Source organism: Deltaproteobacteria bacterium, from assembly GCA_016709225.1.
Lineage (GTDB): Bacteria > Myxococcota_A > Polyangia > Nannocystales > Nannocystaceae > Xiheibacterium > Xiheibacterium phototrophicum.
In genome coordinates, this window is sequence record JADJEE010000002.1 from 1,596,749 (window position 1) to 1,620,184 (window position 23,436).

General features: G+C 70.3%; 20 protein-coding genes. 8 read left to right on the forward strand and 12 right to left on the reverse strand.

Going from position 1 to position 23,436, the window contains the following annotated elements:
- Positions 1–10: 10 nt before the first annotated feature.
- From IPH07_20860 to IPH07_20875, 4 genes are all read right to left on the reverse strand, one after another.
- The gene (locus tag IPH07_20860; protein ID MBK6919860.1) at positions 11–772 is read right to left on the reverse strand and encodes a hypothetical protein; all 762 of its coding nucleotides are present in this window, start codon (positions 770–772) and stop codon (positions 11–13) included.
- Positions 773–784: 12 nt separating this feature from the next.
- Entirely contained in the window at positions 785–1,273 is a 489-nt protein-coding gene (locus tag IPH07_20865; protein ID MBK6919861.1) for a hypothetical protein, read from the reverse strand.
- Positions 1,274–1,364: 91 nt separating this feature from the next.
- Positions 1,365–1,901, reverse strand: coding sequence for an endonuclease V (locus IPH07_20870; GenBank protein MBK6919862.1), 537 nt, complete (start codon positions 1,899–1,901; stop codon positions 1,365–1,367).
- 28 nt (positions 1,902–1,929) lie between these two features.
- The gene (locus IPH07_20875) at positions 1,930–2,403 is read right to left on the reverse strand and encodes a hypothetical protein (protein ID MBK6919863.1); all 474 of its coding nucleotides are present in this window, start codon (positions 2,401–2,403) and stop codon (positions 1,930–1,932) included.
- 55 nt (positions 2,404–2,458) lie between these two features.
- Here IPH07_20875 and IPH07_20880 point away from each other — a divergent pair, with 55 nt between their 5' ends.
- The 3 genes from IPH07_20880 (at position 2,459) to IPH07_20890 (ending at position 5,777) form a co-directional block, all read left to right on the forward strand.
- On the forward strand, positions 2,459–3,019 hold the full coding sequence (locus IPH07_20880) for a DUF4123 domain-containing protein (GenBank protein ID MBK6919864.1): 561 nt from the start codon (positions 2,459–2,461) through the stop codon (positions 3,017–3,019).
- Positions 3,020–3,262: 243 nt separating this feature from the next.
- Entirely contained in the window at positions 3,263–4,819 is a 1,557-nt protein-coding gene (locus IPH07_20885; GenBank protein MBK6919865.1) for an IS1182 family transposase, read from the forward strand.
- 205 nt (positions 4,820–5,024) lie between these two features.
- Positions 5,025–5,777, forward strand: a complete 753-nt coding sequence (locus IPH07_20890) for a hypothetical protein (GenBank protein ID MBK6919866.1) — start codon at positions 5,025–5,027, stop codon at positions 5,775–5,777.
- A 53-nt stretch (positions 5,778–5,830) separates the two neighbouring features.
- Here IPH07_20890 and IPH07_20895 read toward each other — a convergent pair whose 3' ends face one another.
- On the reverse strand, positions 5,831–6,754 hold the full coding sequence (locus tag IPH07_20895) for a hypothetical protein (GenBank protein ID MBK6919867.1): 924 nt from the start codon (positions 6,752–6,754) through the stop codon (positions 5,831–5,833).
- Between the two features lie 229 nt (positions 6,755–6,983).
- Here IPH07_20895 and IPH07_20900 point away from each other — a divergent pair, with 229 nt between their 5' ends.
- On the forward strand, positions 6,984–8,177 hold the full coding sequence (locus tag IPH07_20900; protein ID MBK6919868.1) for an iron-containing alcohol dehydrogenase: 1,194 nt from the start codon (positions 6,984–6,986) through the stop codon (positions 8,175–8,177).
- A 54-nt stretch (positions 8,178–8,231) separates the two neighbouring features.
- Entirely contained in the window at positions 8,232–9,923 is a 1,692-nt protein-coding gene (locus tag IPH07_20905; protein ID MBK6919869.1) for an S-layer protein, read from the forward strand.
- Between the two features lie 34 nt (positions 9,924–9,957).
- Here the strand turns inward: IPH07_20905 and IPH07_20910 are convergent, their stop codons facing one another.
- The 5 genes from IPH07_20910 to IPH07_20930 all read right to left on the reverse strand — a co-directional run bounded on the left by IPH07_20910 (position 9,958) and on the right by IPH07_20930 (position 18,598).
- Positions 9,958–12,195 (reverse strand): hypothetical protein, encoded by a 2,238-nt coding sequence (locus tag IPH07_20910; protein ID MBK6919870.1) that lies wholly within the window; start codon positions 12,193–12,195, stop codon positions 9,958–9,960.
- 67 nt (positions 12,196–12,262) lie between these two features.
- Positions 12,263–13,042, reverse strand: coding sequence for a hypothetical protein (locus IPH07_20915; GenBank protein MBK6919871.1), 780 nt, complete (start codon positions 13,040–13,042; stop codon positions 12,263–12,265).
- A gap of 52 nt (positions 13,043–13,094) precedes the next feature.
- On the reverse strand, positions 13,095–14,114 hold the full coding sequence (locus IPH07_20920; protein ID MBK6919872.1) for a hypothetical protein: 1,020 nt from the start codon (positions 14,112–14,114) through the stop codon (positions 13,095–13,097).
- Between the two features lie 51 nt (positions 14,115–14,165).
- The gene (locus tag IPH07_20925) at positions 14,166–17,348 is read right to left on the reverse strand and encodes an efflux RND transporter permease subunit (protein ID MBK6919873.1); all 3,183 of its coding nucleotides are present in this window, start codon (positions 17,346–17,348) and stop codon (positions 14,166–14,168) included.
- An 8-nt stretch (positions 17,349–17,356) separates the two neighbouring features.
- The gene (locus IPH07_20930) at positions 17,357–18,598 is read right to left on the reverse strand and encodes an efflux RND transporter periplasmic adaptor subunit (GenBank protein ID MBK6919874.1); all 1,242 of its coding nucleotides are present in this window, start codon (positions 18,596–18,598) and stop codon (positions 17,357–17,359) included.
- Between the two features lie 7 nt (positions 18,599–18,605).
- Here IPH07_20930 and IPH07_20935 point away from each other — a divergent pair, with 7 nt between their 5' ends.
- The 3 genes from IPH07_20935 (at position 18,606) to IPH07_20945 (ending at position 20,543) form a co-directional block, all read left to right on the forward strand.
- Entirely contained in the window at positions 18,606–19,265 is a 660-nt protein-coding gene (locus IPH07_20935) for a hypothetical protein (protein ID MBK6919875.1), read from the forward strand.
- Positions 19,266–19,335: 70 nt separating this feature from the next.
- Positions 19,336–19,842, forward strand: coding sequence for an RNA polymerase sigma factor (locus IPH07_20940; GenBank protein MBK6919876.1), 507 nt, complete (start codon positions 19,336–19,338; stop codon positions 19,840–19,842).
- Complete coding sequence (locus IPH07_20945) at positions 19,839–20,543, forward strand: zf-HC2 domain-containing protein (GenBank protein MBK6919877.1); 705 nt, start codon at positions 19,839–19,841, stop codon at positions 20,541–20,543. The genes IPH07_20940 and IPH07_20945 overlap by 4 nt, the downstream gene beginning before the upstream one ends.
- Positions 20,544–20,559: 16 nt before the next feature.
- On the opposite strand, the gene IPH07_20950 is transcribed toward IPH07_20945, so the two are convergent.
- Positions 20,560–21,420, reverse strand: a complete 861-nt coding sequence (locus tag IPH07_20950; GenBank protein ID MBK6919878.1) for a hypothetical protein — start codon at positions 21,418–21,420, stop codon at positions 20,560–20,562.
- Between the two features lie 84 nt (positions 21,421–21,504).
- Complete coding sequence (locus tag IPH07_20955; GenBank protein ID MBK6919879.1) at positions 21,505–23,373, reverse strand: hypothetical protein; 1,869 nt, start codon at positions 23,371–23,373, stop codon at positions 21,505–21,507.
- Between the last annotated feature and the right edge of the window lie 63 nt (positions 23,374–23,436).

Genomic DNA, 23,436 nt, shown 5'->3' on the forward strand with positions numbered 1-23,436 from the left:
CACGCGCCCGTCAAGGCGCATCGCTCAGCAGCTCGTCACACGATCGCAGCGCGAGGCAGTCGGCACACAGCTGCAGGTTGCCGCGGAACTCCGTCGGCGGGTCCTCGCCGTCCTCGCGTAGGGCCTCGAAGGCCTCGGGCGACTCGACCGCGGCGACCGATGCACACGCACCCGATACCAGCTCGACCTCGAGACCACCCGCCAACGCCCCCTCGATTCCGTTCACGCTGCCGACCGTGCGCGCGGCGGTCTCGAAGGTGCGATCGTCGAGATGCACCGATCCGTTGGGGAACCCGCTCAGCTGCGCCGCGCAGGCCTGGTCCTGCGTTGCGAAGGCACCGAGGTTCTCGAGCTGGAAGTTGGCCCACGTGCCGGTCGGCACGTCGACGACGACGTCGCTCGCCGCGGGCGCCTCGGCGATCACGCGGACGCCCGCGGCAGTGTAGCCCTGCGCGAGGCACGGACACTGCGGTGCCCACGGTGCGGGCTCGCCGGTGACCGGATCGATGAACTCGTTGCAGGCCTTCACCGCGCGATCCGGGCATGCCGGCATCGGATTCGGTGGCGCCGCCGGATCGGCCCCGAGCGCACCGAGGGCCATGCGAACGAACGCGCGGCCGCTGCCGAGCTGCACGTCGAGATCGGCCTGGGACTCGACCACGCAGACGTCACCTCGATTGGGATATGCGGCCTCTTCGTCGTTGTCCCGCGTCGCGATCGACAACGACTCACGATAGTCGGGCGGCAACGTGACGCGAATGTCGGCGCCCACGCGGCTCAGCTGCTAGAGGTCGTCGTACTCGACGTAGATCGCACAGCCATCGCGCCACGGCCGTGGAGCGCCGTCCGCGTCGACACCGTCGCAACGGCTGGTGTCGTCGAGGTGCCGCCCCGGCTGTGGCGCGTCGATATCCGCGTCGCGCGCCCACAGCAGCAACCTCGACATCTGCTCGTCGACACGTTCATCATCGGGCGCGAAGCCGAAGCGTCGCAGCTCGACGCGGATCGTGTCGGGCGGGCCGTCGAACCTCACGATCACGTCGCCACGATTGTCGAAGTTGTCGTTGAATCCGTGGGCTCGACCGATTCGAAGCGAGCGGATGAAGGGATCGCCGGCGTCGTCGAGCAGACGGAACGGTCCCTCGTGCTCGATCCGCCACTGGTCGCGGAACGGTCGCATCCGAGCCTGGTCGACGTCGATCGACACACCGGGCCCGCCACCTAGCAAGAACAGCTGACAGTCACCGCAGCCGGTGAGCGCGAGCAGCAACACCGCCCCGACTCGCCCCTTCCTTGGACGCATGCCGCAGCAACGCGCACCGCGGCCGGATCTTTCGCTCGCTTCGCGCCCGATCTCGCCCCGGCTACGCGGGCCAGGCCGGGGGATCACCCGCTGCGAGGCGGTCGACCCACCCGAGCAGCGTGGGGATGCGGTGTCGCCCGTGCATTGCTTCGATGCGCCGCGCCGCGAGCTCGACATCGACCCCCATCGCCGTCACGTACAGCGGCTTCTTGCTGCCACCGCGCAGCACCGCACGCGCGAAGCTACCGTCGCCGTAGGCGTTCTTCGCCACACCGACCACCGCGAAGCGGCCGTGCTCGTGGGCGTGCAGGTGCGCGCCCAGGCCCGCGGTGCCGTCGGTGTCGAGCTGCACGTAGCCGTCGATCACGACGGTGTCGATGCGCTCGCGGACCTTCGCCAGCACCGCCAGGATGCACGGCAGCTCGCGCTCGAAGAAGCGGCCCGGAGCGTACGGCAGCACCTCGGGAATCTCGACGACGTGGGTGAGGAACGGCGCGGCATCGGTCCAGCGCTCGACCACCAGGCACGCCGCGGTCGCGGCCGATCCCGGACGCCGCGCGGCCTCGTGGTAGTCGACGTCGACGATCGCGAACGGCATGGGCGTGGGTGACCGCGGGGGCGCCCGACTACTCGGTGCACTCGCACTCTTCGCAGAAGCTGGTGCCGGCCGCGGAGGCGGCACGCAGGATCTCAACCTGGTGCGCGACCGAAGGATCGACCGGGGCGGGGCTCGCCGGGGGCTCGCTCGCGAGCGATGCGAGTTCGGTGAGCTCGGTGTCGGCCAGCGCGGTGGCGACTGCGGCCGGGTTGGGCGCGGCGCGGGCCGTCGGCGCGGATGCCCATCCGCGCAGCCGACCACCCACGATCGCAGCGGCGAGCTCGGCGATGACGAAGTCGTCGTGCAGGCTGCCACCCGCGCCGCGGGCGAACGCCTCGGCGTAGGTGCGCCGCAGCGTCGCGATGCCCCACACGTCGGCGGCCGCCCGCGCCACCACCTGCTCGAGCTCACGATCGGAGAGCTCGGTGGTGTCGGGATCGCTGGGTCGACCATCGACGGAGAGCTCCACGATCGTCTGGCCATCGTGCAACCACCACGGCATCGCGCTGCCAGACTAGCAAACTCCGATCGGCGTCGCTACGCTAAGGCCACGCAAGTTGTCGCAGAACAAGCGCACCATCAACGGCATCATCCGTCGCGCGCTCGCCGATGCACGCAGCTCGGCTCCGCCGGCGCGGGTCTACGCGCTGGTCGATCCGGCCCGCGACGATCGCATCGCCGCCGAGCTGGCGTCGCCGGGGCAACGATCGATCTGTCTGTACGGCGTCGATCTGCCGGGCACCTTGGTTGCGGTCGCGCCCCATCTCGTGTGGCTGTCGGGCAATTCGCGCTTCGGTCAGCTGTTCGCCTCGCAGGGTCGCGGGCGCGCGTGGGGCATGCTGCTCGCCAGCCACGCCCCGGCCGAGACCATCGCGACGCACCTCGCCAGCCTCACACGCGCACGGCTACCCGACGGTCGCACGGTGCTGTTCCGCTTCTACGACCCCCGCGTGATGCGGCGCTATCTGCCGACCTGCACCCCCGATGAGCTCGACCGCGTGTTCGGCCCCATCGAAGCGTTCTTGATCGAGGAGCCGGGCGGCGCACAGCAGGAGTACGCCCGCGAGGATCGCACGCTGCAACGACGCGATCCTCGCTGGGAGCTGTGGCTCGACTAGTACCTCGACACAGCGATAGTGACGGGCCATAACACCGCCCTGACCGCGCCTCGCTGCGTTGCCGCACCTTGAAATACGCACGGTATTCCGGCGGCACGGCGCCTTGCGGAGTCGAGGCCATGACGGCGTTCTGACCCATCACTATCGCTGTGTCGAGGTACTAGAGAGGCGATCCGCTAAGGTCGAGGGGGATCGACAAGGGTGTGTCGCTGTGATCTCGTTTGGCGAGCGAGGTCACTCACGATGCTGTGGAAGGTCCCTACGAAGCTGAGCGCCGAGGAGCAGCGGCTGGTGGCGCGCATGCGCAAGCCGAGCCGCTTCTTCGTGTTCCTGCGAGAGATCCGAGCCGAGCTGTTCACGCCGGAGTTCCAAGAGGAGCTCGCTCGGGCTTACGAGCCGCGCGGTCAAGAGCCCGTACCGCCGGCGCTGCTGGCGATGGTCGTGCTGTTGCAGGCGTACACCCAGACGAGCGACGCCGCTGCGGTCGAAGAAGCCGAGATGAATCCGCGCTGGCAGCTCGTGCTGGGGCTACTTGGCGAAGAGAAGGCTCCGTTCGGGCAGGGTAGTCTGCCGCGCTTCCGCGAGCGGATGGCCGCGCACGACCTCGACCGCAGATTGCTCGAGCGCACCGTCGAGCTCGCGAAGAGGACTGGCGGCTTCGGTTGGCAGAAGCTCAAGGCCGCGTTCGACTCATCGCCGCTGCGAGGTCGCGGCCGCGTCGCTGACACCTGGAACTTGATCGGACAGGCGATGGGTAAGCTCGTCAGTGCACTTGCGAAGATCGCTGCGGTCGAGGAGGACACGATCATCGCCGAAGCCAGGCTCACGCTGCTGCAGGGCAGCAGCATCAAGGCTGCACTGGACATCGACTGGGATGATCATGACCAGCGTAGTGAAGCGCTGCAACGACTCGTCGGTGAAGCACAAGCGCTGCTGGACTGGGCACGCGCCCGGGCTCCCGACGCGATGAAGGAGCGTGAGGTCGAGCAGGCCGCGGTTCTGCTCGAGCGCGTCCTCCACCAAGATACCGAGCCCGATCCCGAGCGACCGAGACGAGTACGGATCCGCAAGGGCGTCGCTGAAGACCGCGTCTGCTCCGTCGGCGACCCGGAGATGCGCCACGGCCGAAAAACCCGCTCACAGGCCTTCAACGGCTACAAGCGCTACATCGCGACTTCGATCGACGCGCCGCTCGTGCTCGCAGCCGAAGCGCGACCCGCCAACCAACCCGAACGCGAGGCTGTACCCTCACTCGTTGACCAAGTAGCGCCCTACGGCGAGCTCGACGAGCTCTTCATCGACCGCGGCTTTCTTGCACATCCCGAGATCGCCGCGCTCGATCGAGACGGTGTGCAAGTCCGTTGTCGTCCCTGGCGCGAGCAGAACAAGCATGGACGCTTCGGCAAGAGCGCCTTCAAGATCGACCTTCGCCGACGACTCGTGACTTGTCCGTCTGGCAAACAGGCCGAGTACTCCGCCAACACTCCCACCGCGTACTTCGGTGCCGAGACCTGCGATCGCTGTCGCCTACGAGCGCGATGCACTGATGCCAAGGCTGGTCGCGCGATCCGAATCCACCCCCATGAGAGCCTGCATCGCAAACTCGAGGCTCGCAGAGCGACTGAGCACGGACGACAGCATCTTCGCGCTCGAGTCGTCGTCGAGCACAGGCTCGCACGCATCGGCGGCCTCCAGAGCGACCGCGCGCGATACAAGGGCGCCCGCAAGAACACGCTCGACCTCCGGCGCCACGCCGCCGTCGCCAACCTCATCGAGCTGCAGGCCGCACTTGCCGCGTGACTTTAGCGGTTCGCTTCTCTAGTACGGCGTGCCCGAGGTTCGTCGGGGATGCATGGGCCCAAGCTCGCGTGCTCGCCACCTCCGACCTCGCTTCGGCGCTCGAGGTGGACGCTCGGCGCGCTGGTCGAGGCGCTCGTGAAGGAAGCTCACGACGGACTCTGCGCGGACAGCGAACCCTCGTGCTCGTCTGTGGCTCTCACCTACGATGATGCATCTGCGTCCCTGGGCCCTCGTCCTCGCGCTGCTCGCCCCGCTCGCCTGTCACGGGCGCGATACCGCGTCGTCTGCGGCGTCGGCCGGTGCGGTCCAGCGACTGGGCCCGGCGGAGTTCAAGGCCGCGGCCGAGCAGCAGCAGGGGCTGTACCTCGACGTGCGCACGCCCGACGAGGTCGCGCGCGGGCTGATCCCGGGGGCCAGCAACGTCGACATTCACGACGCGAGCTTCGAGCAGAAGGTGAAGCTGCTCGATCGCCAGCGGCCGATGTTCGTGTACTGCGCCGCGGGCAGCCGCAGTCGCGACGCATCGGATCGGCTGGCCCAGCTCGGCTTCGCCCGCGTCTACGATCTCGCCGGGGGCATGAACGCGTGGAAGGGCGCCGGCCTGCCCGTGGATCTGCCGGCCGATCCCCCGCCGCAGGCGCCTGGTCTCACGCCCGAGGCGTTCGACGCCGAGATCGCCGGCCAGCCGGTCGTGCTCGTCGACTTCCAGACCCCATGGTGCACCCCGTGCAAGACCATGGCGCCGATCGTCGACGAGCTCGCGACCACGTACGAGGGGCGCGCGAAGGTGATGCGGATCGACATCGATCGCAGCGAGGCGATCGCCGAGCGCGAGAACATCGAGGGCGTGCCGGTGTTCGTGCTCTACGCCCAGGGCAAGGAGACCTGGCGTGGCGCCGGTGCGACCACCCGCGAGGCGCTGGCCGGGCGCCTCGACGCGGCGCTGGGATCGAAGTGAGCAGTGCCTTCGTCGGTATCGTCGTCATTCTCGGGCGAACCGCCGCGACGCGGTCACATCGGCACGTAGGTGTCGTCGTTGGTCACGACGATGCGTGCGACCGCGATCGACTCGCGGAACTCGAGCTGGAACTCGTGGGTGCCGGTGGCCCAGCTGGCGATCCATGGATCCTCGACGTACTCGCACGGCGCACCGTTCTCCGGATCGCGCTGATTCAGCTCGCGCCACACGTAGCCCTGGCCGAAGCCGTCGCACGCGAGCTCGAAGATCGGCGCCGGGTCGGGGCCGCCGTCCTGCCGCGCGAAGAAGCTGTCGTTGGCGCCGAAGTCGACCGCACGGACCCAGATGTGCCAGTCGTCGTCGCACGGCACGTCGATGCTCCACGTGACCGTGCCGCTACCCATCTCGCCCATCGGGATCGCGGCAATCATGCCTTCGCCCTGCTGCGACATCTGGATCGCCCACGTACCGTCGAGCACGGCGTCGGTGGCACCGAGCTCGATCTCCACGGTGCTGTCACATGCGACCGCACCACCGGTGGAGCTCGAGCTGCCGCCGCCCATGCAGATCGCCGCGCACTCGCCGGTCGCGAGATCGACGCACGCTTGATCCCACCCGAACACGCAGCACTCCGGGGACGCCGCGCACACGCACGCCGCGGCCTCTTCTTCGTCGCAGCTCGGCGTGTCGTGGACCTCGCAGCAGCCGCCACCACCGCCACCGGTCGTGGTGCCCGAGCTGTCGACCCCGGTGGTCATGTCGGTGGTCGCGTCGGTGGTCGAGAGCGTGGTGCTGTCGCTGGTGGCGTCGGTGGTGGACGCGCTGGTGCTCGTCATCGTCGTCGTGATCGTCACCGACGCGTCACCGGTGCTGGAGCCGGTGCCACCGTCGGAGTCGGTCTCGGTGCCTCCCGCTTCGAGGGTGCGGCCACATCCGGGCACGAGGAACAGGGCGGCGGCGACGAGGGGCTTGTTCATGATCACTCCGTTGGACGGCAAAGCGGCAGCCAAAGGTATCGCACCGTGGCCGGGGGTGTCACGGTGCGTGGGTGCCTCGGGCGGCGGGGACGGCCTCGGCCTCGCGGATCTCCTCACGGTCCCCTCCGAGGTTCCGGGCACGGCTCCGGGCACGAGCCATACCGGTGGCCCGGTTCACGGCTGGCGCAGGTCGGCGCGCGGCAGTTCGGCGATACTCCGACGCAAGCGCATGAAGACCCTCGCCTCGCCCCGCGGCAACTCGAACTACCCCACCGCCTATCGCATCGGCTGCGGCCGCATCAGCGAGCTGCCCGCGGCCTGCTCCGAGTGGGGTTGGCGCTCGCCGATGGTCGTCACCGATCCCGGGATCGTGAAGCTGGCGTGGTTCGACGATCTGTTGAAGCGGTTGAGGGAGCAGGGCCTATCGCCGACGGTGTGGCACGACGTCGATCCCAACCCCACGCAGGCCAACGTCGACGCCGGCGTGGCGGCGTACCGCAGCGGCGGCCACGACGGCATCGTGTTGGTCGGCGGTGGCTCGGCGATGGACGCCGGCAAGTGCATCGCGCTGCTCGCCCACAACGAGGGCGGCGTGTTCGACTACGAAGACATCGGCGACAACTGGAAGCGCGCCGACCCCGACAAGATCGTGCGCACGATCGCCGTTCCGACCACCGCGGGCACCGGCTCCGAGGTCGGCCGCGCGTCGGTGATCGTCGACCCGCGTGATCACGGCAAGAAGATCATCTTCCATGCGCGCATGCAGCCCGCGCTGGTGATCGCCGACCCCGAGCTCACCTTCGGCCTGCCACCGGGGCTGACCGCGGCGACCGGCATGGATGCGCTCGCGCACTGCTTCGAGGCCTACTGCGCGCCGGGCTATCACCCCTTCGCCGACGGCGTCGCGCTCGAGGGCATGCGCCTCATCCACGAGAACCTCATCCCCGCATTCCAGAACGGCCACGACGCGGTCGCGCGCACCCACATGCTGGCGGCCTCGGCGATGGGCGCGACCGCGTTCCAGAAGGGACTCGGCCTCGTGCACGCGCTCTCGCACCCGCTGGGGGGCGCGACCGGCCTGCACCACGGCACCGCCAACGCGATCTTCCTGCCCTACGTGATGGTCTTCAATCGCAACCAGATCGAGCAGCGCATGGAACGACTCGCGCGCCTGCTCGCGCTGCCGCGCCCGCCGGGCGGCGATGGCTTCGACGGCGTGATGCAGTGGATGTTGTCGCTGCGTGCCGAGCTGGGGCTGCCGCACACACTGCAGGGCCAGCCCGGCATCACGCCGGACCTGCTGCGCTCGCTGGTGCCGCAGGCGCTGGCGGACCCGAGCATGTCCGGCAACCCGCGCCCGGCCAACGCGGCCGAGGTCGAGGCGGTGTTCCTGAAGTCCTACGCGGGGGATCTGGGCCCCTGAAGTGGGTGCGCGAGTTGGCCTGTAATCGCCGGCGCGCTCGCGCGACCCACGGGGATGCGAAGGCTGCTGCGTGGGGCACTCATCGTCGTGACCGGCTGTGGATCGAACGGCGATGGCAACGGTGAGTCGAGCGACGACAGCGGCAGCAGCGACGCGAGCGCGACGTCGGCCGCGAGCGCGTCCACGACCAGCCTATCCACCTCGACCGAGACCGGCACGAGCTCGCCGGTCACCTCCGATGCCAGCACGTCGGGCGCCGACAGCAGCTCTGGCGGCGGCAGCTCGGCCGACTCGGGCTCCACGACCGACGGCGGTGAGCTCCCCGACGGCCTCGCCGCCAGCTGGATCACGTACCTGGGCGGCAGCCAATTCGAGCACGCCCGCGACCTCGCGCATGACGGCGCCGGGCGAGTGCTCGTGACCGGTGGCGGTGCGTCCACCGACCTCGCGACCACAGCGGGTGTGTTGCAGCCGAATCGAGATCCTGGGCCGCCCGCGCCGGGGGTCGATCCCTTCGATGCGTTCGTGTTCGCGTATGACGAGGCCGGCGGCATCGCCTGGGGTACCTATCTCGGCGGCCCGCAGTACGACCGCGCGTACGCCGTCGAGGTCGACGCCACCGGTGTCTACGTCGCGGGTCGTGCCGGCGCGGGCTTCCCCGTGACCGCCGGCGCCGCCCAGACCAGCTTCGCAGGGGGGCAGGAGGCGCCGTTCTACGGCGAGCAAGACGGCTTCGTCTGCAAGCTCTCGCTCGACGCCACGGCGATCGTCTGGTGCACCTACTTCGGCACCAGTGACCCCTCGATCGTCCGTGACATCGCGGTCGACTCCACCGGTGCGGTGTACCTCGCGTCGGGGCGCAGCACCGGCAGCTATCCCACCGCGATCGCCGATGCCTTCGTCAACGCGCCGCTCGGGGGCAACGACGCCGTGCTCGCGAAGCTCTCCAGCGACGGCAGCACGGTGCTGTGGGCGCGATACCTCGGCGGCTCGGCCGACGATTCGAATCAGAACTCCGTGCGGGTCGACGCCAACGACAATCCCTACATCTTGCTCACCACCACCTCGGGCGACGCGCAGACGTCCCCTGGCGCCCACGACAGCAGCTACGGCGGCAACGGGGACCTCTATGTCGTCGCCGCAGCGCCGAGCGATGGCGGGCTCCGCTGGGCGACGTACCTCGGTGCTTCGGGCAATGAGTCCACCGAGACCCACGAGTTCGCCGTCGATGCGGCCGGCAACTGCTACGTGGCGGCGGCCACCTCATCGATGGACTTCCCGACCACCGTCGGCGCATTCGACACGAGCTTCGGCGGCGGCAACAATGATGCGTTCGCAGCCAAGATCTCGGCCGATGGCACCACCCTGCTCGGCTCGACGTTCATCGGCGGCAACGGCAGCGACCGGCCCGAGGGCGTCGCCGTAGGCGCCGACGGGAGCGTGTACTTCACCGGGACGACGACCTCGACCGACTTCCCCGTGACCGCCGACGCCTACCAAGGCGCGCTCGTCGTGCGCGATGCGGTGGTCGTGCGGGTCGCTCCCGAGTTCGACTCGTTGCTCTACGCGAGCTTCCTCGGTGGCGGCATGGAGGAGTACGGACGCGGTGCCACCGTCGATGATGAGGGGCGTCTGTGGATCGGTGGCGAGACCCACTCGAGCGATCTGCCGCTGCTCGACGCGGCCCAGACGCAAGCGGGTGGCAACACGGATGCGTGGGTGGCCGCGTTCGTGCCTGCGCCCTGACGCGAGCCGGGGCGCTGACAGCCGCCGACGCGCCTCACTCCCCGGTTGCGAGCTCGGGGATCTCCACGTGGATCTCCACACGCCGCAGCACCTCGGCGCCGCCGATCGCGTCGTCGTTGTAGCCGCGACCGATGACCTGCACGCGGTGCTGCGGCACCGTCGAGCTGCACGAGCGGGTGTCGCGGCAGCGGTGGCCGGCGCACTTGCTCTCGGCCTTGTCGGGGTTCTCCGTGAGCCAGTCGTAGGCCGCGTACGCGCGATCGATCGACAACAGCATGTTGCTGTCGTCCTTGCGGCGCGACGAGACGATCGCACTGGGTGACGAGTAGCCGACGATCTCGAGCCGATAGTCGGGCCCCAGCATCGCGCCGACGTCGGGGCTCGCCAGCGCGTCGGCGACCTTGCAGACCTGCGTGCGGGCGTCGACCGTGAGGTCCGAGGCGGCGTCCTCGAACAGCACGTTGCTCAGCACGACCGACACGCCGGTGGCGGTCGCGCGCACGGTGAATCCGGCCACCCGCGCGACCAGCTCGAGCCGCTCGGCGAGCTTGCGCTGGCGCGCCTTGGCCTCGTCCAGCCGGGCCTGCTTGGCCTCGATCTGGTCGAGCAGCCCCTCGAGCCTGCGCATGGTGCCACCGTCGGCACCGCGGGCGAGCTCGGGCACGATGGCCTTGAGCGCGTTGCCGAGATCGGCCGGCAGGCGGCCCACGCCGCTGGCGATCTGCGACTGCGCACGTGCGACCTCGTCGACGCCGCGGGCCAGCGGCACCAGGTCGGCGCGGCGCGCCACACCGGTGCTCAGCTCCGCCGCCACTGCGCTGCGCAGATGCGCGACCGCAGCCACCGGATCCTCGGGGATCGCGTCCGGCTGCATCGCGACGGTCTCGCAGGCGGCGTCGATGCACGCCATCGCGTCGTCGCAGGTGCTGGCGCCTTCGGGACAACGATCGCCGCAGACCTGCGACGCCGCGGCCAGGCACGCCGCGAGGTCGGGTGTCGCCGTGGGCGCGGCCTCGACCACCGCATCGAGGTGTGGCGTGACCGGCTGCGCGACCGGTAGATCGGGCATCACGTGGTGCTTGATGCGCGCGCAGCGATCGGGGTTCGACCAGCAGACGTTCTCGGCGGCGTTGTCGTGCCAGAGATTGCGGGCCGCGAACCAACGCACCGCGCTGCGGCAGCGCGTGCGCTCGTGCGGCAGCGAGGCGTCGCGGCAGACGTCGTCCTCGCTCTGCGAGGACCGGCGCGCCTTCGCCAGCGCCTCGCAGGCCGCGGGGTGCTCGTCCTGCTTGCACAGCTCGGCCAGCGGCCGCGCCTGCTGGCTCGCGACCAGGAACCACAGATAGTCGCAGGTCGAGCGGTGCTTCACCGTGCGACACAGCTCGTCGGTACGCCGCACCGCCTCCGGGCCGCTCGCGCTGCCGACCAGACGATCGCAGGTCGCCGGCCGCACCTTGGCCGCGCACAGCTGCCCGGGGCTGTGCACGTCGGTGGGCGGATCGAGCCGCAGGATCGCGCGCTTCAAGATCCGCCGCGTGACCAGCGGCCGCGACTGGCCGTCGTCGAGCTGGCGGCAGGCCACGCGGGCGATCTCGGTCGGCTCCGCGAGCGCGCGCACGGCCGGCTGATCGAGCAAGCGCTCGAGCGAGCTCGCGGTCGCCTCGGCGATCAACAGATCGATGCCGAGCTGCACCGCGCCGGCGAAGCGGCCGAAGCTCTGGCTGAGCTGCGCGGAGAAGCTCGCCGCCCGATCGCCGACCTCGGCGAGCTTGCGCGCGAGCACCCGCGAGAAGTCGAAGCGCGCGGCGAAGGCCGGCGCGTCGAAGTGCCCCTGCACCTGGGCGCCCGATGACTTGAGCACCAGCGTCAGCCACGGCGGTGGGTCCTTCGCGAGCGCGCCGTCGATCGTCACCTGTGCGGTCGCGAGGTCGCACTGCGCGCGGAGCTTGGGATCGAGCACGCTCGCCAGTCGACATGCGTCGCGCTCGGTCTCGGCGGCCATCGCCCGCGCCGCGATCGGAGACACGCCGCCGCCCCCGGCGACGCCGGACTCGAGCTGGGCGCACGTCCGCGCGATGCGGGACTCTTCGCCGATGAGGATCCGCGCGAGTCCATCGGGGTGGGTCTCGCGGCCGATCGAGCCGCTCGCGCAGCCACAGACCCCGACCAACGCGAGCGCAGCGAGACGTCCGCGCCCCGCGGCCGCGGGCGTGCGCCGAGATCGCGGCGCTCGAAGGGCACGGACACGGGCACGACGTCGCGCGGTTTCCATGGGCGGGCGGGAGCATGCCACGGATGCCCGCGAACCGGCACCGCTCCAACGCCAGCGAGCGCCCGGCTCAGCGCGAAGCGATCGTCAGGGTGAAGGCACCGCTGGCGCCCTCGTAGCCATCGACGACGATGGCAATCGTCTGGCCTTCCTCCAACGCGATGCTCACATCCGACTGTACGATCGTGGGCGACGAATCATCGTTGCACGCGATCTCGATGCCGCTGCAGTCGCCCGAGAGCACCGCGAGCCCGGTATCGTAGCCGGAGCCGATGGTCGAGAACGAGTAGGTGCCGTCGGCGGGAGCGGTCCACAGCAGCACGCGATCGGGCGCGTCCCCGGCCACGCAGGTCGGCGCGTAGCTGTCGTCGGCGCCGTTGGTGTTGCCGTCGGTGACGCCGAGACCAATCGCCATGCCGAGGTCTTCATCGATGCACCCGAAGTCGAAGCCGCCACCGCTGCTGCTGTCGCCGGTCGTGGCGTCGCCACTCGTGCCGCCGTGGCCCGTCCCATCGCTGGCGGACGCGTCGGTGTCACCGCCCGAGTCGGCGTGGGCCGTAGCCCCGCTCGACGAGGGATCTTGCGTCGTCGTGCCGTCGCCGGCGTCGTCGGGGCCGGCCGACGCGGTGGTCGTGCCGCCCGTCGACGAGGTCGTGCCGCCGGTGCCGGGCCCCGAGCTGTCGCCGCTGGCGGCGGCGGTCTCGCCCTCGACCACCGGTGCGTTCCCGAAGCAGCCCCCGCCACCGATCACGCCGGCGACGGCGACGAGCCCCAAGCAGCGAACGTACATGACCACGTAGTGACGCGATCGCCCCGGCGGTTCTCGGGGCGCGAGACTGGTCATGCTCACGGCGGGAATTCGTCGGTTCGATGCAACCGCCACCCGCCGTCGGCGTCGCAGCTCAAGGGATGTCGGGCGGCGGCGTGCAGAAGCCGCCGAAGCAGAACACGCTGCAGCAGTCCGCACCGGTGATGCAGGCCATCCCCGAGGGCGTGCAGTCGCCCCCCGGCGGCTCGCATGCGTCCCCGACGCAGGCATTGCTGCAGCAATCGGCGTTGCCGACACAGGCCTGGCCATCGGGGGCGCAGGCGGGCACGCAAGCCATGGTGCCGGGGTCGCACGCGCCACTGCAGCAGTCGGCGTCGGTGGTGCAGCTGCCCCCTTGGGTCTTGCAGGTGTCCTCGCCGAAATCACACCGGCCGGTCTCCTCGTTGCAGTTCATCGAGCAGCACTCGGTTGGACCGCCGCTGGTGCAGCTCTCACCCGTGGGTCGACAGCCCGGCGACAGATCCACCTCACAGCGACCATCGTTGCCGCAGATGTCGGAGCAGCAGTCGGCGTTCGTCTGACAGTCTTCGCCCTCGACCAGGCACAGCTCCCCGCCGCAGAGACCGTCGTGGCAGGCCAGCGAGCAGCAGTCGAGCGCCTTCTCGCAGCCGACGCCGTCGGCGACGCAGTAGTTGGTGCACACCACCTGCTCACCGCCCAGCTCTGGCTCGCACTTGCCCGAGCAACACGGCGTAGAGTCGTCGCATGCGGTGCCGGGGGGCTCGCACGCCCCGGGCTCGAGGCAGAAACCACCGTCGCAGCGTCCCGAGCAGCACGCGATGTCCTCGGTGCACGCGATGCCGAGCTCGAGGCACGTGCCGTCGTCGGGGCCGCACAGCCCCAGCGCGTTGCAGACCCCGCCGCAACAGTCGCTACCCGCCGTGCACACCGAGCCGGCCGCGGCACATGCACCGCCGCCGCTCGAGTCACCCGCACTGGCGGTGCTGGCCGATCCGCCGGGCGTGGTGCCGAGCGAGTCGATGCCGCCCGAGCTCGAAGCGCCCTCGGCACCTCCGGATGCGTCGGTGCCCGCGCACGCGAGCGCGAGCGAGGCCGTGGAGACGAAGAACGCTGCGCGCGCGAGCTGGAGCATGGTGGGGCCCTCCCGGCCCCCGTGCCCGATCTCGGCGCAGCGTTACAGCCGTCACTCCGCCGGCGGAGGCGGCGATGCCGGGGGCTCGATGGGCTCGCTGGGCGACATCGGCACCACGTCGGGTGCACCCGACAGCTTGCGGGAGATCCACCCGGTGATCCGGCCGAAGAACTGCGCGCAGTCGTCGAAGAACGAGTACGCCACCGGCACCGCGACCAGCGTGAGCAGCAGCGACATGGTCTGGCCGCCCACGACCACGCCGGCGGTCGCGTTGGAGAAGCCGGCCCCGATGCCGCGGCTGGTGACCAGCGGGATCATGCCGGCCACGAACGCGAAGGTCGTCATGAGGATCGGCCGCAGGCGGTCCTTGTTGGCCTGCAGGATCGCTTCGAGCCGTGGCTTACCCTCGCGCCGCAGCGCGTTGGTGTGATCGACCTGCAAGATGGCGTTCTTCTTGACCACGCCGAACAGCACGAAGATGCCGAGCGCGCTGAAGAGGTCGAGCGCCTGCTCGAACAGCACCACCGACGCGATCGCGAACGGCAGCGTCAGCGGCAGTGAGAGCAGGATGGTGACCGGGTGCAGCCACGACTCGAACTGCGCCGCCAGCACCAGGTACATGAACACGAACGCGAGCCCGAGACCGAACACGAAGCTCTCGGCGGTCTCCTTCATCAGCTTGGCGCCACCGACCGGGCGAATCGAGTAGCCGGCCTTGGGCAGCTCCTCTTCGATGATGCGGCGCATCTCGTCGCCGATCGCACCCTCGCTGAAACCGGGCGCAGGGTTGGCGTAGAAGGTGATCTGGCGCCGGCGCGAGAAGTGATTGATGACCGAGGGGCCGCGGCCGTCGTGCAGCTGCACCACCTCGGCCAGCGGCACCGACCCGAGCAAGCTCGACGGCACGCTCATCAGGCGCACGCCGTCCTCGTCGACGCGATACTGCTCCTCGGCGCGGATACGGACTTCGTACTGCTCGCCCTGCTCGGGGTAGGTCGAGACCTTCTGCCCGCCGACCAGCATCTGCAGTACCGACGCGACGTCGGCGACGCGCACGCCGAGGTCGGCCGCGAGATCGCGATCGACGTACACGCCGATCTCGGGCTTGCCGACCACGAAGGACGAATCGACGTCGACCGCACCGGGGACCTCGCGCATGCGCGCGAGCACCCGCTCGTTGACCGTGGCCAGCACCGCGAGGTCGGGCCCGAACACCGCGTACTGCACCCGTGCGGACGCGAAGCCGCCGCCCGAGATGGCTGCGACATCGGCCACGCTCACCCGCAGGTCGGTGGGCAGGTCGGCGAGGATCTCGCGACGCACGACGTCCTTGATGTCCTCCTGGGTCAGCTCGCGCTGCTTGGGGTCGACCAGGCGCACGTAGATGCGCGCGACGTTGGGCGTGCGCTGCTCGTCGTCGCCGATCGTGACGAGCGTGCCCTCGACCCACGACAGTCCGCGGATGCGGGTGGCGACGCGATCGCCGATCATCTGCGTGGCCATGAGGCTGCTGCCTTCGGGCGCGCGCACCAGCACCTCGAAGCGGGCCTCGTCGTTGATGGGGATGAAGCCCTTCTTGGCCTGCTGCGCCAGCGGCCCCATCGCGTACAGCGACGCCAGCGAGGCCAGCACCACCACCCAGCGCTGCCGCATGCAGAAGCGCAGCACGACCATGTAGCCGCGCTCGAGCGGGCGATAGAACACGTCGACCAGGCGCTCGAGCCAGCTCTTGCGCCTGTGGGTGCCGCGCGGCACCGCCTTGAGCCACCGCGAGGCCATCATCGGTGTCAGCGAGAAGCTGACCACCAGCGAGACCGCGATGGCAGAGACCATCGTCATGCCGAAGCTGGCCAGGAAGCGCCCTGGGATGCCGGCCACGAACGCGACCGGTAGGAACACCGCAATGAGCGACAGCGTGGTCGCGAGCACCGCGAGGCCGATCTCCTTGGTGCCGTCGACTGCCGCCTGCATGGGCGGGGTTCCGCGCTCTTCGACGTGCTTGAAGATGTTCTCGAGCACGACGATGGCGTCGTCGATCACGATGCCGACCGACAGCGCGAGCGCCAGCAGCGTCATGGTGTTGAGCGTGAAGCCCTGCAGCCACATCAGCGCGAACGTGCCGATGACCGAGGTCGGGATCGCAACCGCGGCGATGATGGTGCTGCGGACGTTGCCGAGGAACACCAGCACGACCAGCGCCGCCAGGCCGGCACCGACCACGAGGTGCTCGTTGACGGCGTGGGTGCTGGTGCGGATGGTCTCCGACTCGTCGCGCAGCACGTCGACGACGTAGCCAGGCGGGAGGTCGGCGCGCATCTCCTCGACCGCGGCCTTGAGCGCGTCGACCACCGCCACGGTGTTCTCACCGGACTGCTTGCGGATCGCCAGCAACACCGCAGGGTTGCCGTTCCAGGTCGCGGCGGTCTCGACCTCTTCGACGCCGTCCTCGACGCGCCCGATGTCGTGCAGTCGCACGGTCTTGCCGTCGCCCTGGCGGATGACGACGCCCTCGAGCTGCTCGGGCGCAGTGACGCGGCCGTGGATGCGCAGCGTGAGGAAGTCGGGGCCGGTGTCGATGCGGCCGCCGGGCATGGTCAGGTTCTCGTTGCCGACCACCCGCGCGACCTCGGGCGCGGTGATGCCGTACGCCCGCATGCGCACCGGATCGAGCCAGATGTTGACCTGGCGCTCCTGACCACCGATGACGCGCACCTGCCCTACGCCCGAGATGCTCTCGAGGTCACGCCGCACGCGCTGATCGGCGTAGGCGGTGACCTCTCGCATCGAACGGCCCTCGCCCGACACCGAGAGGTAGATGATGGGCATCGCGTCGGGATCGACCTTGGTCACCACCGGCGGCTCGATGCCGGTCGGCAGCTCGGCCATCACGGTGTTGACGCGGTCGCGGACCTCCTGGGCCGCGATGTCCACGCCCTTCTCGAGCTTGAACATGATGAAGACCTGCGACACGCCCTCGGCAGAGGCGGAGCGCAGCTCTTCGATGCCGCTGGCGGTGTTCACCGCGCGTTCGATGCGGTCGGTGATCTCGCTCTCGACGTCCTCGGGCGCCGCACCGGGCAGGCGCGTGGTCACGACCACGGTCGGGAAGTCGATCTTGGGGAAGCGGTCGACGCCGAGGCGGCCGTAGGCCACACCTCCGACCACGCAGATCAAGAGGATGAGGACCGTCGCGAAGATCGGGCGACGGATGCAGACATCGGCGAGCCACTGCATGACGCCCCCTACTCGAGCTTGGTGCCGTCGGCGAGATCCGCCGGCGGCTCGGTGACGACGGAGTCCTCGGCGGTGAGGCCGGACAGCACCGCGACCACACCGTCGCGGCGGGTGCCGAGGCGCACGACCTGTTCGATCGCCCGTCCGCCGCGCAGGGCGAACACGAGCGAGCGGCTCTGCCGCTGCACGATGGCGGACTCGGGTACCACCAGGCGCGGCTCGTCGCCCACGCCGATGTGCACGGTCGCGAACATGCCGGGGCGCAGCGCACCCTCGGGGTTGGGCGCGACCGCCTCGACCACGAGATCGCGGGTGGTCTCGCGCAGCGCCGGGCTCATGTAGCGCACCTCGGCGTCGAAGCTGCGGCCCTCGACCGCGTGGGTGGTGAACGACACCCGCTGGCCCATGGCGACCCGCGCGACGTCGAGCTCGGGCACCGCGATCGACACCCGAATGGGATCGATCGCGTACAGCGAGACCACGCGCGTCGCCGGCTGCACATACTCGCCGACCTCGACGAAGCGCTCGCCGACGATGCCGCGAAACGGCGCCTTGACGACCGAGTCACCGGCCTGCACCGAGGCCAACGCCGCGTTGGACTGGGCCGCCGAGACGGACGACTGCGAGGTCGCGCAGGTCGACATCGTGCGGTCGTACTCGGCCTTCGAGATGGTGCCCGAGTCGAGCAGCCTGCCGGCGCGATCGCACTCGAGTGCGGCGAGATCGAGCTGGGCCTTGGCGACCTTGGTCTGCGCCGCGGCGGCCTTGGCCGAGAACTTGGCGAGGCGGGCGTCGAGCCGCGCGAGCACGTCGCCAGCGGCGACCGTCTGTCCGCGCTCGACGTGGGTCGACAGCACGCGACCGCTGGCGTTGGCTGCGAGATCGGACTGTCGATCGGCGAGCAGCGTGCCGGTGAGCACCAACTCGCGCGGCATGTCGCGCTCGATCACCGCGGTGGTCGGCAACGATCGGGTCGGCTCCTGCTCGACCACGACCTGCTCGCCGGCCTCGCTGCGGTTGCACGCGAGCGGCACGAGAAGCGGAAGCGCGAGCAGCAGCGCGCGCGCGAAACGGAGCTGGACGACGAACATGGAGGCTGCCGGCTGCCCAGGAACGGCCAGGGCGTGGAACGATGTTACAGCTGCCCGGCAAAGGCAATTGCGCAGGCTGTCGCAGACGGCAGCCGCGCTCGGGGTGGACGGCGTTCGAACGGGCGGTCGTGATAGCCTCGCGTGGATGCGGCGCAGCAAAGCGGGGATGGAACAGCGGCCCACCAGGGCGGGCGCGGTGGTGTGTGCCTTGCTCGCCCTCGCGCCGCCGACCCTCGCCGCCGCCGCGCCGTGCGGTGGACCGTTCGCGTTCACGGCGATGTCCGGCGGCGGTGCGAAGCAGCAGCACAGCCGCGCGAAGAGCCGCAAGGGCGGCGCCGCGCTGACGCGGGATCCCGCCGCCCACGCACTGCACGAGCTCGCGGTCGAGTTCGTCGGCGCGCGGGCTTGCCGCATCACCGCGTCCTTCATGCCGCTGCCGGCGAGCACCGACCTGAAGGAGTGGGCGAACGCGACGCTGCAGCTGCCGGGCTGTGGCAGCGGCACCCACCGCACCGCGAGCGTCGACAGCGGCGAGGTCGTGGTGGGCGTGCAGGCGTGCACCGACGCGAAGACCGGCCAGCTGCAGGGCCTGCGCCTGCGTGGCGCGAGCCTCGTCGACGGCAAGCTCGGCAAGCCCAGCGACGACCCGGAGGCACTCGCGGACGCCAGCATCGCGCCGGCATCGTGCACCGCCGGGCGCTGGCACGACGCAGTGACGTGCCCGGCCGGGCAGCTCGCGATCGGGCTCCGGGCCGGCCACGATGGCAAGGGCTATACCGGCCTCGCGCTCGAGTGCGCCCCGCCCGACGCCTGCGCGGCACGCTGACCACCCTCGGGCAGGCGGCGCACCCGCCTGCGATTTCGCGTCGTAGCCCCTGCGGAAGGCGTTCGTCCACGTGTCCAAGCCCCCGATGCCGATCCCGCAGAGCGAGGTGGCCCGGCTCTACGCCGACCACGCCGCGCGGGTACATCGTTGGGTGCAGCGCTTCGAACCCGGCGCCGAGGCTCAGGAGGTCGTGCACGAGATCTTCGTGCGGGTCATCGAGCGCTTCGGCGATTTCCGGGCCGAGTCGAGCCCCACGACGTGGCTGTACCGGGTCACCACCAACTACTGCCTCAACCGCCTGCGCGACCGCGGGCGACGGGCCGAGCTGTGGCAGCGGCACGGCGGTACGCTGTGGGACGCCAGCATCACCCCCGCCGATCAGGAAACCGTCGCCGCGCTCGCCCAGCTGTGGCAGGGCCTCGACGACGAGCTGGTCGAGGCGGGCTTCTACTACTTCGTCGATGGCATGACCCACGCCGAGATCGCCCGCATCGTCGGGTGCTCGGAGCGGACGGTCGGCAATCGCATCGAGCGCCTTCGCAAGCTCGCGAACGACGCTGCGGGAGGACCAACATGAGCCAAGCATGGGTCGATCTGTTCGCACGTGATGGCCACGTGACGTTGCTGTCCCTCGACCGCTACGAGGCGGGTGAGCTCTCGGCCGGTGAGCGTCGTGGGCTCGAAGGCCACGTCGAGGGCTGCGGCCGTTGCCGCGCGCGCATGCAGGCACTCTCCGCACCCGCGGTGGTGCTGCCACCGCCGCTGGTGGATGCCCACCGCAGCTCGGGCAGCGCGACGGTGGCCTACATCGCCGCGGTGGCCGCGGTCGCGGTCGCGGCGGGCCTCGTGCTCGGCGTGGGCTCGGCGATGTGGCCCAGCCCCCACACCGCGCAGCAGAGCGTGTCGGAGCCGGGGCACATGGCCAGCGCGTACACCAGCGTCGCGCAGGACTACGACGACACCGACGGTGTCGGGCTCGAGCTCGAGCTCGAGCATCGCGAGCACGCGCTCGTGCTCACACCGCGCGCCGAGGGCCACGTCGCAGTGTTCGTGCTCGACGACGCCCAAGCAGGCGGCGACACCGACGGCGACGCGGAGCAGCGCGTGGTCGGGACGCTGCTGCGCTCGCGGCTCGTCAGCGAGGCCGTACGCGTGCCGGTGCCACGGCGCACGGGCCCGAACGTGGTCGCGGTGATGTGCAGCGCGCCGATCATCCAGGCCATCGGCGAGCCCTTCGCGCCCGAGCCGGGCTGCATCGTGCGCGAGTGGGCGCCGTGAACCCTGCTGGCGGTGCTCACGGCTGGACGGCTTCGTCGCAGATCGCCGGCCGCGGCGGCGGTGCGGTCTCGCAGCGGGTGTTCTCGGGGTTGCACCACAGCTCGTCGGTACAGACGCCGGCCTCGCAGGTCTCGCCGCGACCGGGCCTCGTCGCGCAGAAGCCCGCCGGACAGTAGCCGCTGTCGCACTCGCCGTGCCCCATGCACGCCTCGCCGATGGGCGCCGGCGCGAAGCAGATCGCCGTCTGTGCCATCGGGTCGAAGCGACAGAACAGGCCTTGCGCGCACTCGCCCGCCACACAGGTCTCGCCGGCGCCGGGCGGCGCCACGCAGCGAGCATTGTCCCAGTCGCACACCTGCCCGACGGCGCAGGGTGCGTTGACGCAGGAGGGGCCGCTCGTGGCGACGCAGGGGTCGATGCAGATGGTTCGATAGTCGGCGTAGGTATCGTCGTAGGCGCATACCAGGCCCTGCGCGCAGTGGAAGTCCTGCTCGCAGGTCTCGCCGATGCGTGCTTGGCCGTGGGCGAACTTGCAGGGCCGCTCGCACGTCTCGGAGGGCGCCTCCCAGCCACCGCACCCGCGCTCGTCGAGCGCTCGGACATACGCGCCGACGCAGTCGGCGTCGTAGACCACGCCGACGACCTGCAGCTGCGCGTCGAGCTCGGCGAGCCCCTCTTCGAGGTCACCGACGCATTCCATCGTGGACTCGTAGACGCGATAGTCCTCGCACTCGCACCGCAGGTGACGCTCGCAGAACGCCCGCGTCAGCTCGTCGAGCGCGTCCGTACGCGGCACCTCGGTGATCGTCGGATCATCGCAGCTGACCGCCGCCGCGACCGAGAGACACACACACGCAATTGCAGCTGCACTTCGCATCGCCCACCACCCATCCAACATCCAACCGAACGCGGATGAGGCTAGCAGCGGGGGCACCGCCGCGCAAGGCAGGCGCGATCTCGGTCAGCAGAGCTCGTCGGAGCCGTCGCTGCAGTCGTAGTAGCCGTCGCAGTAGTAGCCGCCCGGGATGCACTCGCCCGAGTCACAGGTCCACTCGTCGAAGCCGCAGCTCTGCGAGGCGGTGCAGCTGGGGTCGGTCTCGTCGGAGGCGTCGCTGCAGTCGTAGTAGTCGTCGCAGTAGTAGCCCGCGGGGATGCAGTCGCCGTTGTCGCAGGTCCACTCGTCGGCCGCACAGCCCTGCGGCTGACCGCAGCTCGCATCGGGCTCGTCGGAGCCGTCGCCACAGTCGACGTAGCCGTCGCAGAAGTAGTAGTCGGGGATGCACTGACCGTCGTCGCACGCCCACTCGCCGGCGTCGCAGCCCGCGGGCACGCACGATGGATCCGACTCGTCGGTGCCGTCGCTGCAGTCGACGATGTCGTCGCAGTAGTAGTCGCCCGGGATGCACTGCCCCGAGTCGCAGGTCCACTCGTCGGCCGCGCAACCGCTGGGCTGGCAGGAGGGATCGGACTCGTCGGTGCCGTCGCCGCAGTCGACGATGTCGTCGCAGTAGTACGCGCCCGGGATGCACTCGCCCGAGTCGCATGCCCACTCGTTGGCGGTGCAGGCTCCGCTGCCGCCGCCGCAGGTGGCCTCGGCCTCGTCGCTGCCATCGCCGCAGTCGACGATGTCGTCGCAGTAGTACGCGCCCGGGATGCACTCGCCCGACTCGCACGCCCACTCACCGAAGGCGCAGTCCTGGCCGGCGCCGCAGCTGTCGTCGAGCTCGTCGGAGCCGTCGGCACAGTCCGTCACGGCGTCGCAGAACCACTCGTCGGGGATGCACTGGCCGCTGTCGCACTGCCACTGCCCGGCGTCGCACGACTGCGCCATGCAGGTGGCATCGGGCTCGTCCGAGCCATCCGCACAGTCGACGATGCCATCGCAGTTCCACGCCGACTGGATGCACTGGCCGTCGTCGCACGTGAACTCGTCGCTGCCGCAGGCCGCGACCGAACAGTTCTGATCGGCCGGCTCGTCGGAGGCGTCGTTGCAGTCCTCGATGCCGTCGCAGAACCACTCGCTGGGCACGCACTGGCCGCTATCGCAGGCGAACTCGCCCATGTCGCAGCTGGCGTTGCCGCCACAGTGGGCCTCGTCGTTGCCACCGTCGCAGTCGTCCTCGCCGTCGCATTCCCACCACGCAGGGATGCAGGTGTGATCGGTGCACTCGAAGGTCAGCACCGGCACGCACGCGTCGCCGCCGTTGCCGTTGCCGTGGGGGCCGTTGGCGCACAGCTGTGCGTCCTCGTCGGAGCCGTCGCCGCAATCCGGGTTGCCATTGCACGCGCGCACGCTCGGGATGCAGGCGCCGTCGGTGCACTTGAACTCGGTCGGGCCGCAGCCCATCGCATCGCACAGCGGGTTGAGCGGCGGCTCGTCGCTGCCGTCGGGGCAATCGGCGTTGCCATCGCAACGCCGCACCATCGGGATGCACGTCCAGTCCTTGCACGTGAACTCGGTGACGAGGTTGCACGACGCGGGGTCGCACTCGGCAATCGGCGCCTCGTCGGACTTGTCATCGCAATCGGGCACGCCGTTGCACGCTCGCTCGCCCGCGATGCACTGACCGTCCGCGCACTGGAACTCGTCGACGCCGCAGCTGGGCACGCCGCCGGTGCTGTCACCCTCGCTGTCGCTGTCGATGCCACCGCTGCTGGCGGAGTCGGTCGCGAGCGTGTCGGACGCGCTCTCCGAGTCACCGTCGGTCGCCGAGGCCGAGCTCGTGAACTGCGCGGTGGTGCCGGGGTTGCCCTCGCCGCCCTTGGCGCACGCCGAAGTGAGCAGCGACGCGGCCGCGAGGCCCAGGAGCCGAAGACGACGGTGGTTCATGGTCAAGCCGGCCGGTGGAATTCCACCGGGTGCGCCCCTCGTGGAGAGAAGTGGCGCACCGCC